This is a genomic window from Paenibacillus sp. FSL W7-1332, from assembly GCF_037969785.1.
Lineage (GTDB): Bacteria > Bacillota > Bacilli > Paenibacillales > Paenibacillaceae > Paenibacillus_AQ.
The window spans coordinates 194,650-207,864 of sequence record NZ_CP150209.1; the positions used below are offsets into that span (position 1 = coordinate 194,650).

At 48.4% G+C, this 13,215-nt stretch carries 18 protein-coding genes; 14 read left to right on the forward strand and 4 right to left on the reverse strand.

The features are described 5' to 3' along the window. The first annotated feature begins 290 nt into the window (after positions 1–290). The 14 genes from MKX98_RS00935 (at position 291) to MKX98_RS01000 (ending at position 10,586) form a co-directional block, all read left to right on the forward strand. Positions 291–1,901, forward strand: a complete 1,611-nt coding sequence (locus MKX98_RS00935) for a sensor histidine kinase (RefSeq protein WP_194540380.1) — start codon at positions 291–293, stop codon at positions 1,899–1,901. Then, the gene (locus MKX98_RS00940; protein ID WP_194540381.1) at positions 1,879–2,571 is read left to right on the forward strand and encodes a response regulator; all 693 of its coding nucleotides are present in this window, start codon (positions 1,879–1,881) and stop codon (positions 2,569–2,571) included. Before MKX98_RS00935 ends, MKX98_RS00940 begins: the two co-directional genes overlap by 23 nt. Positions 2,572–2,660: 89 nt before the next feature. Next, complete coding sequence (locus tag MKX98_RS00945; protein ID WP_339220900.1) at positions 2,661–3,317, forward strand: HAD family hydrolase; 657 nt, start codon at positions 2,661–2,663, stop codon at positions 3,315–3,317. Between the two features lie 84 nt (positions 3,318–3,401). Then, positions 3,402–3,815, forward strand: coding sequence for a hypothetical protein (locus MKX98_RS00950; protein ID WP_194540383.1), 414 nt, complete (start codon positions 3,402–3,404; stop codon positions 3,813–3,815). Positions 3,816–4,120: 305 nt separating this feature from the next. Then, on the forward strand, positions 4,121–5,227 hold the full coding sequence (locus MKX98_RS00955) for a VanZ family protein (RefSeq protein WP_194540384.1): 1,107 nt from the start codon (positions 4,121–4,123) through the stop codon (positions 5,225–5,227). 104 nt (positions 5,228–5,331) lie between these two features. After that, positions 5,332–5,949 (forward strand): hypothetical protein, encoded by a 618-nt coding sequence (locus MKX98_RS00960; RefSeq protein WP_259445537.1) that lies wholly within the window; start codon positions 5,332–5,334, stop codon positions 5,947–5,949. Between the two features lie 23 nt (positions 5,950–5,972). Then, positions 5,973–6,164 (forward strand): hypothetical protein, encoded by a 192-nt coding sequence (locus tag MKX98_RS00965; protein WP_339220903.1) that lies wholly within the window; start codon positions 5,973–5,975, stop codon positions 6,162–6,164. A 188-nt stretch (positions 6,165–6,352) separates the two neighbouring features. Next, the gene (locus tag MKX98_RS00970; protein ID WP_194540385.1) at positions 6,353–6,814 is read left to right on the forward strand and encodes an NUDIX domain-containing protein; all 462 of its coding nucleotides are present in this window, start codon (positions 6,353–6,355) and stop codon (positions 6,812–6,814) included. A gap of 66 nt (positions 6,815–6,880) precedes the next feature. Beyond that, positions 6,881–7,084 carry a DUF4177 domain-containing protein gene (locus MKX98_RS00975; protein ID WP_006207549.1) on the forward strand — a complete coding sequence of 68 codons (204 nt, stop codon included), beginning with the start codon at positions 6,881–6,883 and terminating at the stop codon, positions 7,082–7,084. Positions 7,085–7,110: 26 nt separating this feature from the next. Beyond that, positions 7,111–7,860 carry a DUF3891 family protein gene (locus MKX98_RS00980; RefSeq protein WP_339220906.1) on the forward strand — a complete coding sequence of 250 codons (750 nt, stop codon included), beginning with the start codon at positions 7,111–7,113 and terminating at the stop codon, positions 7,858–7,860. A 103-nt stretch (positions 7,861–7,963) separates the two neighbouring features. Beyond that, the gene (locus MKX98_RS00985) at positions 7,964–8,140 is read left to right on the forward strand and encodes a hypothetical protein (RefSeq protein WP_164762893.1); all 177 of its coding nucleotides are present in this window, start codon (positions 7,964–7,966) and stop codon (positions 8,138–8,140) included. Between the two features lie 63 nt (positions 8,141–8,203). Continuing rightward, a complete protein-coding gene (locus tag MKX98_RS00990; protein ID WP_339224269.1) occupies positions 8,204–9,013 on the forward strand; it encodes a DUF368 domain-containing protein in 810 nt (269 codons plus the stop codon). 202 nt (positions 9,014–9,215) lie between these two features. Next, on the forward strand, positions 9,216–9,410 hold the full coding sequence (locus MKX98_RS00995) for a hypothetical protein (protein ID WP_194540387.1): 195 nt from the start codon (positions 9,216–9,218) through the stop codon (positions 9,408–9,410). 162 nt (positions 9,411–9,572) lie between these two features. Continuing rightward, positions 9,573–10,586, forward strand: a complete 1,014-nt coding sequence (locus MKX98_RS01000) for a serine hydrolase (RefSeq protein ID WP_339220909.1) — start codon at positions 9,573–9,575, stop codon at positions 10,584–10,586. A gap of 85 nt (positions 10,587–10,671) precedes the next feature. Here MKX98_RS01000 and MKX98_RS01005 read toward each other — a convergent pair whose 3' ends face one another. From MKX98_RS01005 to MKX98_RS01020, 4 genes are read right to left on the reverse strand one after another with little or no spacing between them, the layout of a single operon-like run. Continuing rightward, entirely contained in the window at positions 10,672–11,124 is a 453-nt protein-coding gene (locus MKX98_RS01005) for a hypothetical protein (RefSeq protein ID WP_194540389.1), read from the reverse strand. Between the two features lie 59 nt (positions 11,125–11,183). Continuing rightward, positions 11,184–11,873 carry a hypothetical protein gene (locus tag MKX98_RS01010; RefSeq protein ID WP_260068513.1) on the reverse strand — a complete coding sequence of 230 codons (690 nt, stop codon included), beginning with the start codon at positions 11,871–11,873 and terminating at the stop codon, positions 11,184–11,186. After that, complete coding sequence (locus MKX98_RS01015) at positions 11,866–12,744, reverse strand: ABC transporter ATP-binding protein (RefSeq protein WP_339220912.1); 879 nt, start codon at positions 12,742–12,744, stop codon at positions 11,866–11,868. Before MKX98_RS01015 ends, MKX98_RS01010 begins: the two co-directional genes overlap by 8 nt. A 5-nt stretch (positions 12,745–12,749) precedes the next feature. After that, on the reverse strand, positions 12,750–13,118 hold the full coding sequence (locus tag MKX98_RS01020; RefSeq protein ID WP_339220914.1) for a GntR family transcriptional regulator: 369 nt from the start codon (positions 13,116–13,118) through the stop codon (positions 12,750–12,752). Positions 13,119–13,215: the final 97 nt, after the last annotated feature.

The following is a 13,215-nucleotide window of genomic DNA, read 5'->3' on the forward strand; positions in this document are numbered from 1 at the left end:
AGCTATGATTGTGAAGCCGGTTCGTTTCAGCATGAATAAGTTCCTCCTTTATGGATAACCAGTGCTCGTAATTACTGTAAGCGCTTACTTTATAGGGTTCCTCTATACTATCATCGAGAATCTGGCTTGAATAGAATTGCGACATAAGTTGAAAAAGCTTCATTTCGCTAATTTTGTTCATAAAATTCACGGCCGATTTTTTACAGAGACTATTGTTACAGGTGTGATCTAGAATACAATAGGGAAATCAGAGCAACGTTTATGGCGACAATCCTTATGGAGGAATATGAATGCGTTTACAGACTAGATTGATTCTGCTTATAGGCACCCTTTTGTTTTCTGTTATTGTCGCCTTGACCTTCAGTTTTGAGCGGCTGCTCGTCACAACGCTGGAGAAGAGCATTGGGGCTTCGGCATTAAAGCTGGCGAAGGCCGTGGCGGAGATGGACGTCATTCAGGACGCGTTCGAGGAAGAGAACCCGTCTGCCATCATTCAACCTGTGGTGGAGGAAATTCGGCTGGAGACAGACGCGGAATATATCGTCATCGGTAATCGAGAAGGGATCCGTTATGCGCATCCGCTCGCCGATCGGATCGGCAAAGAGATGGTCGGTGGCGACAATGGCCCGGTATTACAGGGCATGAGCATCACATCGAAGGCGATTGGCTCCATGGGACCCTCGCTTCGGGGGAAGACGCCGATCTACAATGATAAGAATGAAATCATCGGTATCGTATCGGTCGGCATTTTAATGAAGGATATCGAGATATCGGCACAATCGTATCGCAATCGTGTCCTGTTCTTTGCAGGAATTGCGTTAATCCTGGGATGTGGCGGCGCTATATGGATATCGTCCAGCGTCAAGCGATCCATTCACGGGCTGGAGCCCAAGGAAATCGGCTTGTTATATCAAGAGAAACGGGCGATTCTGGAAACGATTCATGAAGGCATTATCGCTGTCAATCGGGAGGGCATCGTAACCTTGGCCAACCATACAGCCATGATGCTGATTGATCCGGAGGAGCGCAGGGTGATCGCCGGACAGTATATTCACGACGTTATCCCGGGCACCAGGCTGCTGGAGGTGATGCAAACCGGGGTAGCAGAGAAAGATCAAGAGATGGTCATTAACGATCATGCGGTTGTGGTGAACCGGCTGCCTATCTATGATCATGAGCATCGGATTGTAGGGGCGGTCTCCAGCTTTCGAAACAAATCCGAGCTGCTGCACTTGACCGAAGAGCTCACGCAGGTGAAGAGATATACGGAAGCGCTGCGCGCGCAGACGCACGAATATTCCAATAAGCTGTATACGATATACGGCTTGATTCAGCTGGAATCGTACCAGGAGGCGATGGATCTGATTACGCATGAGACCGATGTGCACCAGAACCTGATTCAATTCCTGCTGCAGGAGATTCCCGATCCCATCATCGGCGGCATTCTTATTGGAAAGTTTAATCGCGGAAGCGAGTTGAAGGTGAAGGTTGAGATCGACCGGAGCAGTTCCTTTAAAGACATTCCCAGTCATATTAGCCGAAACCAGCTCGTTACTATTATCGGTAATTTGATCGACAACGCCATGGAGGCAGCAATGGGATCCAAATCGGAGAATAGATGGGTTAGGATAGAGTTACACGATCAGGCCAATGAATTAATGATCGAAGTATCCGACAGCGGGACCGGTATTGCCGAGGCTGGAACGGATCGACTGTTTGAGTTGGGTTACTCCACCAAGGGGGAACGCAATCGAGGTTTTGGCCTATCGATCGTCAACGGGACCATACAGCAGCTGCAGGGTACCATTGCATTCCGCAACCAACCTGAAGGCGGGGCCGTGTTCACGGTCAAGATACCAAAAACAAGGGGAGATGTTCATGATTCGGGTAGCAATCATTGAGGATGATGTGCGTATTGCCAGCATTAATCAACGGTTCGTTGAGAAGGTAGAGGGCTTCGAGGTCGTCGGCATTGCAACGGATCGGGCCCAGGCGCATGAGCAGCTGGATATTCTGGCACCTGATCTGGTGCTGCTGGATTTGTATTTCCCCGATATGTCGGGATTGGATCTGCTGCAGCATATTCAACGGGGATATCCGAATACCGATGTTATTATTATAACGGCAGCCAAGGAATTCGATACGGTGCGGGAGGCGATTCGCGGCGGAGTGTACGATTTTATGATCAAGCCGGTGGTCTTCGACCGTTTCCAGGAGAAGCTGAAAGCCTATCGGAAATATTACGAGCAGATGAAGCAGCTCGGCGGCGCGAACAAGCAGATCGATCAACAGGGCATTGACCAGCTGTTATGGCGTGCCGGTGAACGGATGGACAGGGAAGTATATTTTCCAAAAGGCATCGATAAACTGACGAGCGAGAAAATCCTATCCTACATCGAGGAGTCCGGGGACGTGTGGACCGCGGAGGAACTGGGCAAACGTGGAGGCTTCAGCCGAACGACGGCGAGAAGATATCTGGAGTACTTCGTGGAGAAGGGCGTCCTCGTGGCGGATATTTCCTATGGCACGGTAGGCAGGCCGGAACGGGTATACCGGAAAGCGGAGGATTAAATAACAGGATGATGGTGCGGCAACTCTCCTAAGCTTGCAGGGTTATCGTTTAAGCTATTACCTGTATTCTCAGAGAAAGGATGGACGCTATGATTACTACCGTTGTTTTTGATCTGGACGGGACCCTGCTTGACCGCGATATATCACTGGTTCGCTTCGTACAAGACCAATATGATCGTTTATTGCTCCATGATGCGTCAGTGGACAGAGAGGTGTATGTGAGACGGTTTGTTGAGCTGGATCGCAGGGGATATGTATGGAAGGATCAAGTATATCGTCAGCTAATCGAGGAGTTTGCTCTACCTCTGCCATGGGATACCCTCCTGGCCGATTACATATCCGAGTTCCATCATCATTGCGTCGGTTTCCCCAATCTGTATGCAGCGTTGGACAGCTTGAAAGGTAAGGGAATAAAACTCGGACTGATCTCCAATGGTTACGGCGAATTTCAATATAACAATATCAAGGGACTTGGCATCGAGCCTTATTTTGATCTTATCGCGATTTCGGAATGGGAGGGTTTACGCAAGCCCGATCCAAGGATTTTTGCCAATACATTAAGTCGTCTTAAATCAAAGGCCGAAGAATCCATCTATGTCGGCGACCATCCGGACAACGACGTAACCGCAAGCCGGCGTATCGGCATGAAGGGCATCTGGAAGCGAGATCCCTACTATGATCCGGACTTCGCCAAAGATGGGGAGATTACCGATTTGCTTGAGATTATCGATTATTTGCAAAATTGAAAAACCATTCCCTGTGCATCCTCGTTATTATGATATGAGCCTAATCGGGATAACCGGTTGTGCTGGGTGAGGAGGGGTGTCCACGTGAATCGAAATAAAACCATGACCTTAACAGGCAAGGGTGAGAAGTGGAAAGCAACTTATGCCATTACCCATCAGGATAAGATCAATGCGAAGTTTACCGTGCTTCAGGATTCGCTTGGCGGAAAGCTGAAGCTGCAGTACTTAGGAAAGGAACCTCTCGACCATGGCAAAGTAGACTATCGGCTGGAGGATATGGCGGGCCACTTTATGGAGGGCGGAATCGTCGTGGGGATCGACTATGCTGCCGTGAAGGAAACCAAAGGGAAGCTTGATTTGGAGCATCTGCTTGATATGATGAACCCTAACAAGGATCTAACCCTAAAGATAGAGTGGAACGGGCATCGTGAGCAGTTCACGCTGGGACTTCCCAGGAAGATCAGCTTTGGAAAAGATGCGCGTAAGCAGAAGAAATAACGGGACTTCATGGAAGCTGTACTGGGGCTGGCTCCCGTCAACCAATGCGTGAAGGTAGGAACAATGACCATGCTTTTCCGATGACATTCACACAAATGCTTCTTGCATACGGTGATCCTGCCCACACTGCTGGTGTGGGTTATTCGGTTTTGGGGTATAACCGGAAACCCCCGGGTTAACAGCAGGGCCGATTATGACGCGGGTGTGCGTTTTTTTAAACGCATTTTAAACATAGGAATCCCCGTCATTTAAACTTGATCCTGTAACTTATAAGTAGAACATCACAGAGGGAGTGAACGAAGAGCATGCTGGAAGCCTATCTGTTTCCTATATCTTATGCATTTTTAACCTTTCCCATAGCGGCTTTGCTGTGCGCAGTTCCCTTTCTGATTGTGCAGTATCGCAAATATGGTTATTTTAATAAATTCCGGGGATTTCTGCTGTATCTATTTCTTCTCTACATGATGAACGCGGTGTATCTGGTGCTCCTTCCTTTGCCTGCCTCGCGGCATAATGCCCCGATGAATGTGGCCTCGGTCATGCAGTGGATTCCGCTGAATTTTATACAGGATATATTGAAGGAGACCAAGGTGGTATGGGGCGTACCCTCGACTTACCTGCATTTGTTGAAGGAAAGAGCCTTCTTGCAGGTCGTGTTTAACGTATTTCTCGTGGTTCCGTTCGGTATGTTCCTGCGTTATTACGCTCGGGCATCCTGGGTTACGTGCCTGGTGGCCTCATTCGGACTCTCGCTGTTCTTCGAGGTGACCCAGGTGACCGGCATTTACGGCATCTATGATCACCCTTACCGGTTGTTTGATGTGGACGATCTGCTGTTGAATACCATGGGTGGGATGATGGGATTCTTGCTCGCGGATTGGATGAAAAATCACCTGCCACGCCTTGATCGACTGGACGAGACGGTGGATCTGTCGCAGAAACGGGTCAGTTATACGCGCCGGGCGATCGCTTTTGGCATTGATGCAGGGGTCGTGCTGCCGATCATCGGCGTGTTGACCGTACTGAACGTGAGGGGTGCGTATTTTATTGTCGTCATTTTATATCATATCGTGCTGCCTTATATGATGCAGGGACAGACGCTGGGGAAATGGGTCGTCCGGGTTCAGATCCGCGGAGCGGGCGAACATCTGAAGCTGAAGGAAGTGATTGTTCGCAACGGCCTGCTGTATGTGGTATGGGGCGGGTTCCATGCCCTGTTCATTACGGTTAATGTCACCGGCTCTCATGTCCTGCTTGCGATGTACGCGCTGGGGATATTGCTGCTGGACGGCGTTGTGTTCCTTCACATGCTGTTATGTCTCATCCATCGTGACCGGAAGCTGCTGCATGAAGCCAAGAGCGGAACGAGGCTGGGTATTGTAGAGAATAAACCATTAACCAAGACGGATTAATTAAGGTTACCACAGGGTCTCTTATTTGTTATAATGTGGAAAACGGGTTCGCCAAGGGGGAGATATAACTGAAAGGTAAAATCCTCTCCATTTCCGCAATCATCATGGGGTTGCTGTTTATTTCCAATCAGCATCTGGGCTATTCGTTCGGGGATGATCTGTTTCGCTGGGCAGGGATCTCGCCATGGACTAAGCAAGGCAACTTAGGTCTTCATCTGCCCGTTATTGCAGGTCTTATCTTATTGACGATCGGCGTTCTGTGGGTAACGAGCATTTATCGCCCGCATTATCCGAAGATCATGAGCCGGGTGATGATTGGCTGTGTTGCATGGATCGTTATTTTCCCATTCATATCAGAGTTTGTGATGTATGTTGTGAATTATAATTCGAGCGGAATATCCAGCGTCGCCTATACCAAAAAAGACAGCAAATGCGATTATCGTACAGAGAACGAGGCTATTCTGGCACGCTGCCAGATTCAAATTTACAGTTATGGTACCGAGCAGCAGGTTACGGTACGCCCGCTAAGCCTTGATATTGGAGGGAAGATGGTTGATTTCGAGCCTAAGGTGGTTACGGTTCGGCCACGAGGGGTGGTGCAGGTCGAAGAAACCTTTGAGGGTTCGACAGAGCAAATCGATGCTTCATACGGTGTTTCAGGCGGAATAAACGAGCCAGGCATCGAGTTGATCGTCGATGGCAGGAGCAAGCAGGTGAAGTAGCCTCCCGTTACGTATGAAGGTACATGACTCTGAAATCCGAGGTGGACCATGGCAAACTTCCATCGCATGGAGTGCTATATGAAAATAACGCTGATCACGCTGTTCCGTGGGAGAATATTAAGGATTGGATTGCGGCGGGGTTCATCCTGCTGATCATTGTGTGCGTGGCGGCCGTTGTTCGCAAGAAGCGGGCGAGTGGCTCATATAGGCGCTAGATGGCTTCGGGAGTTGGGCACTTATTCACGATGTGTTTATAACAGAGCCGGTATTCTTTGAGCATGCTCATAGGACACCGGCTTATTACATTCATGTATTTGTACGAATTACAGGCTGACTCATGGAGGATTTATATTTGCTACAATAGAATACAGAACTAGAAACCGATACGATAAGGAGACAGCTCATGAAACCGATACGAAACTCGGCCAAGGCCGTCATTATGCGGAATCATCAAATTCTTCTAACGAAAAACGTAGATCATTTGGGGGATTTCTATCTGTTCCCTGGCGGCGGACAAGAGAAAGGGGAAACCTTGGTACAGGCGGTGATCAGAGAGTGCCAGGAGGAAATCGGGCGTAAGGTGGAAGTTCGCGATCTGCTGCACGTCCGTGAATACATAGGGTCCAACCACGAGTTTGCGGAATGGGATTCCGATGTGCACCAAGTGGAGTTTTATTTTGAGTGCAACTTGGCGGATGCAGGGGATACCTTTCTTGGCCATAACCCGGATGAATACCAGGTGGGTGTGGAATGGATCGATCTGCCCGCATTGGATGACATTAGAGTATACCCTCGCTCCTTGGTTAAGCCGCTTCAGGATAAGGCTGCGCGCCCCGTGGTTTGCTATGTTGGCGATACGAACTGATTTTATCTATAGAAAGTGTTCAAGTTTGTGATCCAAATTCAAATGAGAGGATGGAGGATGCCGCGTATGGATCAATGGGAATACAAAACGCTGAAATACAAAACCGGAGGATTTCTCGGAGGCAAGGTGAACGAGGAGGAATTCGAGGATTTATTGAACAGCTACGGAATTGACGGCTGGGAATTGATCTCGTGCTTTGATACGAGCGTGCATCAAGGCCAGTCCAGAGACATCATTGCCGTGATGAAGCGAAGGGCATATCTGGGGTAGAGAATGAATAGAGGGGAGACGATCTGATGATCATTCGCGAGACAGAGGATGCTTTTGTGATGACTACCCAGGACGACCATGGCCGATTCTCGGGCGATGTTGCCCGGGGCTTCCGGCGAGAGCTGTTTATGGATGAGTCTGTATTGGAAGAAGTACTGCTGGCTATTACCGAGCATGACCGTGCTTGGCTTCGGATGGATGACACGCCGATTTGGAATGACGAGAGCCGGACTCCGTATACTTTTATCGATTATCCGGTCCAGCCGAAAATGCTAATGTATACCAAGGGTGTTGATGAGATCGAAGCGATGAGTCCTTATGCAGGGTATCTCTGCAGCCTTCATTTTGCGTCGTTTATGAAAAATGCGGCGGAAGCCCCGCTGGTAGAATTCTACCGTTCGGAGACGGAACGGCAAAAAAGACTGCGTGAACAGTTTTCATTCCCCGATGAAGATGTGGTTAACAGGCAGTTTGGCCTGCTGCAGCTGTGCGATGATATCTCGCTCTATGTAAACATGAATGCACCCGGTGTTCCCAAGGATCAGGAGCATCCTTGGTTCAAAGAGGGCTTCGATATGTCAATCGATGGGGAAAAGGTCATGGCGTCCTGGGCAAGCGAGCATGAGATTCGATTGCGTCCATTTCTGTTCGAACAGGCATGGTCGGCTTCAGTGAAGTGGAAATATGTGCTGAAGGCGAAGATTGATCAGCAGGGAGTGGCCAAGGCATTTGATGGAGCAGCGTGGACGGAGCAGACGGTTACTTTTGTACCTTAAGTTTATATAAACGGTCATCCTTCATCGGCAAAAATATGATATGATCACCACAGTGGGTTATAGACTGGACGATTTGATTCTGTAGGAATGTAGAGGATGAATAATGAAGAAAAAGGAATTTTTGATCGTTGCGCTGCTTAATTTTTTGGCTGCGATAGCGTTCTTGGTGGTTGTTTTCATTACGGATCGAAGCTCTTGGCAGTGGGGATTTGGAGTCGTTTCACTGTTGTTTGCGATTGGTGGAGTAGGAAACTTGGTTTTGCATGCCAAGAACAAGTAAAATCTCCTTCGCAGGGCTATCACGATAAGATTCACTTTGTAAGGCAGGAGGATTATGATTTTGATAGAATGGAAGAACCTTTATCGGGGTGTGCTGATGGGAGTCAGTGACCTGATACCAGGTATAAGCGGCGGCACCATTGCTGTCGTGCTCGGTATCTATGATCGTTTGTTGGCGGCTATCAGCGGATTTTTCAGCAGGGAATGGAAGAAGCAGCTGGGCTTTTTGATTCCGCTTGGCGTTGGAATTGGAGCAGCTCTATTGCTGCTGAGTCGCTTGATTGAATACCTGCTGGCAAGCTATTATGAGCCCACCCAGTTTTTCTTTACCGGATTGATTTTAGGGGTGTTGCCTCTTATTCTACGTAAAGCGGAGGTAAGAACCAAATTCAAAGCCGTGCATGTGGTCGTGTTGATTGTAGCAGCCGGTTTATTGGCTTCGACAGCCTTTCTCAGAACGGATGCCACATCCGATCCGATAACGGTCCTGACCTGGTCCAACGGGATCGGACTGTTCTTATCCGGCTGGTTAGCCAGCATGGCGATGCTGCTGCCTGGTATTAGCGGGTCATTTGTACTTCTCCTTCTAGGCGTATATTCTACTGCTATTTCAGCGCTTTCCTCATTAAATATAGGAATTATAGCTGTCATTGGTGCGGGAGTGGTGGTTGGCTTTGTAGTTAGCAGCCGGTTGATTCGGTACTTGCTTGACCGTTTCCCATATATGACGTATGCCGTGATTATTGGATTGATATTAGGATCTATTGTTATCGTGTTTCCGGGTATTCCATCCGGAACGGGGATGATGGCTACCAGTGTAGGAACCTTGCTGCTGGGGCTTATCGTAGCGGTATTCATGGGCAGAAAAGAATAAGCTTGAAAATGTAAAACAGGGAGCCGCGTGCTTCCTGTTTTTAGGTTGACACGGAGCAACTTTACTATGGCGGAGCGAAGGGTTGAGGTGGAATATGAATCATTTATGCCTTTACTTGTCATCACATTTATGTGATAATATTCACAAATGGTAGCGATGTTTAGATGTCGATGTTGTCTTTCCAAGTAAAGGAGCGTTATTCATGAGGAATAATGGGAATTGTGTCAGCTGCGGCGGCGAGGTATACCCTGCCTCTAACAGATGCGCTCAATGCGGAATGCTGCAGACGCCCGGTCCAACCAAGCACAGATTCATGCTGCAGGTCGCTTCGATGATTGGTGCCGGGTTGCTTATTTTTGCAGTCCCGGTGATCCTGCTCATGATGTGGAGATATTAGAATCGAAGCGAATCAACATTGGTATAAATCCCCCACTGGAAGACTGATTGAAGCGTTCATCAAGTGATGAGGGGGATTATTTCATTATATTGATCTTGTACCGAGACTCTCATTCAGGATGCATGGTAAAATACCCCTAACTAGAAAAGGATGGGGTTCGCTATGATACATATAATAGAAGAATTTGCTGCCAGCATTCGTTTTTCGGGTGCTGTGCTCGTAACCGACGAAAATGACAACATCGTATGGAACGGTGCCTTCGGTTATTCAAACCGGGCCGATCAGATCCCGAATCAAGCAGACACCCGGTTTGGCATTGCCTCAGGCTGTAAGCTGTTCACCGCGATTGCGGTTTGTCAGCTTATCGAACAGGGCAAGCTGTCGCTGGACAGCAAGCTAAGCGATTGTCTGGATATTCCGCTGCCTAATTTTAGCCCGGAGATTACCGTTTCTCATTTGTTGAGTCACAGCTCGGGTATCCCGGATTACTTTGATGAAGAGGTTATGGACGACTTCGAGGATCTGTGGAAGACAATTCCCATGTATACACTCCGTAACGGAAGGGATTTCCTTTCTCTGTTCCAGGATGAGCGTATGAAATTTCAGCCCGGTGAAAGATTCCATTACAACAACGCAGGATTTGTGGTGCTTGGCCTGATCGTTGAACAGCAGACTGGAATGCCGTTTCGCGACTATGTCCAGCAGTTTGTATTGGAGCCGTGCGGCATGCAGCATTCGGGATATTTTCCGCTGGATCGTCTGCCCGCGAATACGGCTTACGGGTATATTGATGAGGAAGACGGCACGTGGAGAACGAACCAGTATGCCATTCCGATTCAAGGTTATGCCGATGGCGGGGCCTATGTGACGGCACCGGATATGATCAAGTTATGGAGATCGCTGATGAACAACACGATGCTCACCGCATCCATGACCGAGAAGCTGCTGGCTTCACATATACAAGTCCCGGGCAGTGATCTGCATTATGGGCTTGGCGTGTGGATTACCAAGAAAAATGAGAATGTGTTTAAATACCACGTCATGGGCTATGATCCGGGGGTGAATTTTCGGTCTGCTTATTATCCGGCCACCGGTCATACCCTTGTAGTGGCTTCCAATGCCGCTGATGGTGCTTTTGAAATGATGCAGTTCATCGAAGAAGAATGGTTGAAGTGATCTGATCAATATGAAACAGCCCCGGGCCTTGAATAGGTCAGGGGCTGTTGCTTTGTTGATTCCAAGATCAAGCGGGTGCTGAGACTTACGATTCAGCTTTGAAGTACCGATTCGCCGCGGGTCGGAACATAAACATCAAGGCTGCAACAACGGCGATTATATGAAGGATACGGCTGGAGGCAAACAGGATGGAAATATTGTCTGCATTAGCAAATGCGTCCCAAAGGGAACCGCCATTTATGAGCCATTTGATGGGGTCAATGATAAGAGAGAGAATGCCAAACCCGCCTAAAAACAAAGCGAGTGTGATACGCGCCCAATTCTTACCACGAAGCATTCTGACCATGATGTAGACAAGGACTGCAAACATCATGGTTCGTGCTGCGACTTGAGTGAGAATACCGACAATTCCAGCACCCGTTTGGCTGGATATCGAATCGATGACAGCCAGAGTCATCTCGAATACTCCTGCACCGATGGCAATGATCCATAACAGAAAGGACTGGAACACCTCAGAGGGGATAGCATCCTTTTTCAAGATTCATCATTCCTTTCGTGCTAGAGTGATACAATAACACGTTGTTAGGAGAAACAAGTTTAAACGATGGTGCGTCTGGCCGTGAACCACCAGCCTCCTGCAAGCAGAACGAGGGAGATAATCAGCGTGAGCCCAAGCCCTTGTAGCAGCGAATCGTTGAAGAGAAGGGCCAGCAAGCCGTCAGCCAGCGTATGCCGGAGTGAAGGAATGGAGGTAAAGATCGGGATTGCCGCAATAAATACCACCCAGATCACCCAGCCCATGATGTGACGCAGACCGGAAAACAACAGATTCAGTAGTGAAATAAGAAGCAGGTACGCGCCGAATTGATAGAAGAACATGCCAACGATTCCAAATTGAGTCCACCCAAAGATTTCAAGGATGTTGAAGGTATTCTCGTATTGTCGTATAAAGCTGATCTCCACCTGTAACCAGATGATATTGAGGACAGCAAAAATGGCGGACCATATGGAGTAAACCAGAAGCATGCCAACATAATATTCTTTTCGTGTAGCTCCTAAATTCATTACCCGCCGGAACAAGCCTGCCGGGAGCACGCTGCCTACAAATATAAGGAACACGATGAGGAGATTGGCCGCAGACACCTGCGTATTCTCCGTACTGTCTCCAAGAGACAGGCTTACGATTACATTTGTAATCATACTTATCGCTACAGTGCCCAGCATCACCAGGAGATAAGGTCGAAGCTGAAGAAATGAAGCCCTCATGAGCGCAGTGGTTTTATTCAATGGATTGGCCTCCTTCGATCAAATAGGAGAAAAACTTTTGCAGCGGTAAACCGTCAATAACGATACCAAGCTTGTTGGCTTGTGCACGGTCTGCCTCATGGATAGCTCCATATATCGCGGTTAAGGAACCTTTACCATAAGATTCTTTATAGATCACGTGGCGATCCTTCGTAAACAGTTCGACTTGCTCCTGGTTCCCGGTCAACAGATGAGAATTGGCACGGATATGGTCAACATCGTCATGCAATAACATAGCGCCGGAATCCATGATGTAAACTTTCTCAACAACGGTTGCGATCTCATCAATCAGATGGGTCGAGAGCAGGATGGTCCGGGGATGATTGGCATAATCCTCAACCAGAACGCGATAAAATCTCTCTCGCATGAGCACATCCAATCCCAGCACCGGTTCATCAAATACGGTAATCGGGGCCCGGCTGGCCAGACCGATAATGTTTCCGACCAAAGACTCCATTCCCCGTGACAGCTGGCGGATTTTTTTGTCCGGGTTCAGCTTGAATGTCTTCAGCAGGCTCTGGGCATAATCCCAGTCCCAGTTCTCGTGAAAGACCGATGCTAAGCGCAGCACTTCAATCACCTTGGCACCGCCGAAGAACAAATTCTTCTCTCTTACGTAACAGATCCCTTTCGGAGTTTCCCCATGCTTAAGCTTGACACCCGAGATCTGGATGCTGCCATAGTCGGGAAAAGATCCCCCGGTCATCATATTAAGCAGCGTGGTCTTTCCGGCGCCATTGCGGCCCAACAGGCCATAGATCGTATTCTCTTCAAGCTGGAGCTCCAGATTTCGGACCGCTTCCGTACGCCCGTAACTCTTGCTCAGGTTGGAACAGGTAAGTATTACGTTCATCGTGCTCATCTCCTATCTCTCTGTTTGATCATTTCTATAACGTCGTCGGTGGTCAATTCAAGCTTTTCCGCTTCATCAAGCAGCTTCAATACGAGTTCGTTGTAAAACCGGTCCTGCCGCTTGGTCAATATGATCTGTTTGGCATCTGCTGCAACAAACATGCCGAGCCCCCTTTTCTTGTACAAGATCCTTTCATTGACAAGCAGGGCAATGCCTTTTACAGCTGTAGCGGGATTGACCTGAAAAGTACTCGCGAACTGCGACATCGAGATAATCTGATCATCCGCTTGGTATGTCCCGTTCAATATGTCATCCTCAATCATATCTGCGATTTGCTGAAAAATCGGCTGTCCTTCGTCAAACCTGGAATTCATGATATCACCCTGTCGGTATGTTAGTCTTGTAACATACTATAATGCCAAGTGGAAAGATGTGTCAACCAAAAAAATAAAAAACAGGCCAACGTAGGCC

Bases quoted from the DNA above. Each gene is read 5' to 3' on its own strand.
- MKX98_RS00935 (WP_194540380.1), top strand. From the start codon at position 291: ATGCGTTTACAGACTAGATTGATTCTGCTTATAGGCACCCTTTTGTTT.
- MKX98_RS00940 (WP_194540381.1), top strand. From the start codon at position 1,879: ATGATTCGGGTAGCAATCATTGAGGATGATGTGCGTATTGCCAGCATT.
- MKX98_RS00945 (WP_339220900.1), top strand. From the start codon at position 2,661: ATGATTACTACCGTTGTTTTTGATCTGGACGGGACCCTGCTTGACCGC.
- MKX98_RS00955 (WP_194540384.1), top strand. From the start codon at position 4,121: ATGCTGGAAGCCTATCTGTTTCCTATATCTTATGCATTTTTAACCTTT.
- MKX98_RS00960 (WP_259445537.1), top strand. From the start codon at position 5,332: ATGGGGTTGCTGTTTATTTCCAATCAGCATCTGGGCTATTCGTTCGGG.
- MKX98_RS00965 (WP_339220903.1), top strand. From the start codon at position 5,973: ATGACTCTGAAATCCGAGGTGGACCATGGCAAACTTCCATCGCATGGA.
- MKX98_RS00970 (WP_194540385.1), top strand. From the start codon at position 6,353: ATGAAACCGATACGAAACTCGGCCAAGGCCGTCATTATGCGGAATCAT.
- MKX98_RS00975 (WP_006207549.1), top strand. From the start codon at position 6,881: ATGGATCAATGGGAATACAAAACGCTGAAATACAAAACCGGAGGATTT.
- MKX98_RS00980 (WP_339220906.1), top strand. From the start codon at position 7,111: ATGATCATTCGCGAGACAGAGGATGCTTTTGTGATGACTACCCAGGAC.
- MKX98_RS00985 (WP_164762893.1), top strand. From the start codon at position 7,964: ATGAAGAAAAAGGAATTTTTGATCGTTGCGCTGCTTAATTTTTTGGCT.
- MKX98_RS00995 (WP_194540387.1), top strand. From the start codon at position 9,216: ATGAGGAATAATGGGAATTGTGTCAGCTGCGGCGGCGAGGTATACCCT.
- MKX98_RS01000 (WP_339220909.1), top strand. From the start codon at position 9,573: ATGATACATATAATAGAAGAATTTGCTGCCAGCATTCGTTTTTCGGGT.
- MKX98_RS01015 (WP_339220912.1), bottom strand. From the start codon at position 12,744: ATGAACGTAATACTTACCTGTTCCAACCTGAGCAAGAGTTACGGGCGT.
- MKX98_RS01020 (WP_339220914.1), bottom strand. From the start codon at position 13,118: ATGAATTCCAGGTTTGACGAAGGACAGCCGATTTTTCAGCAAATCGCA.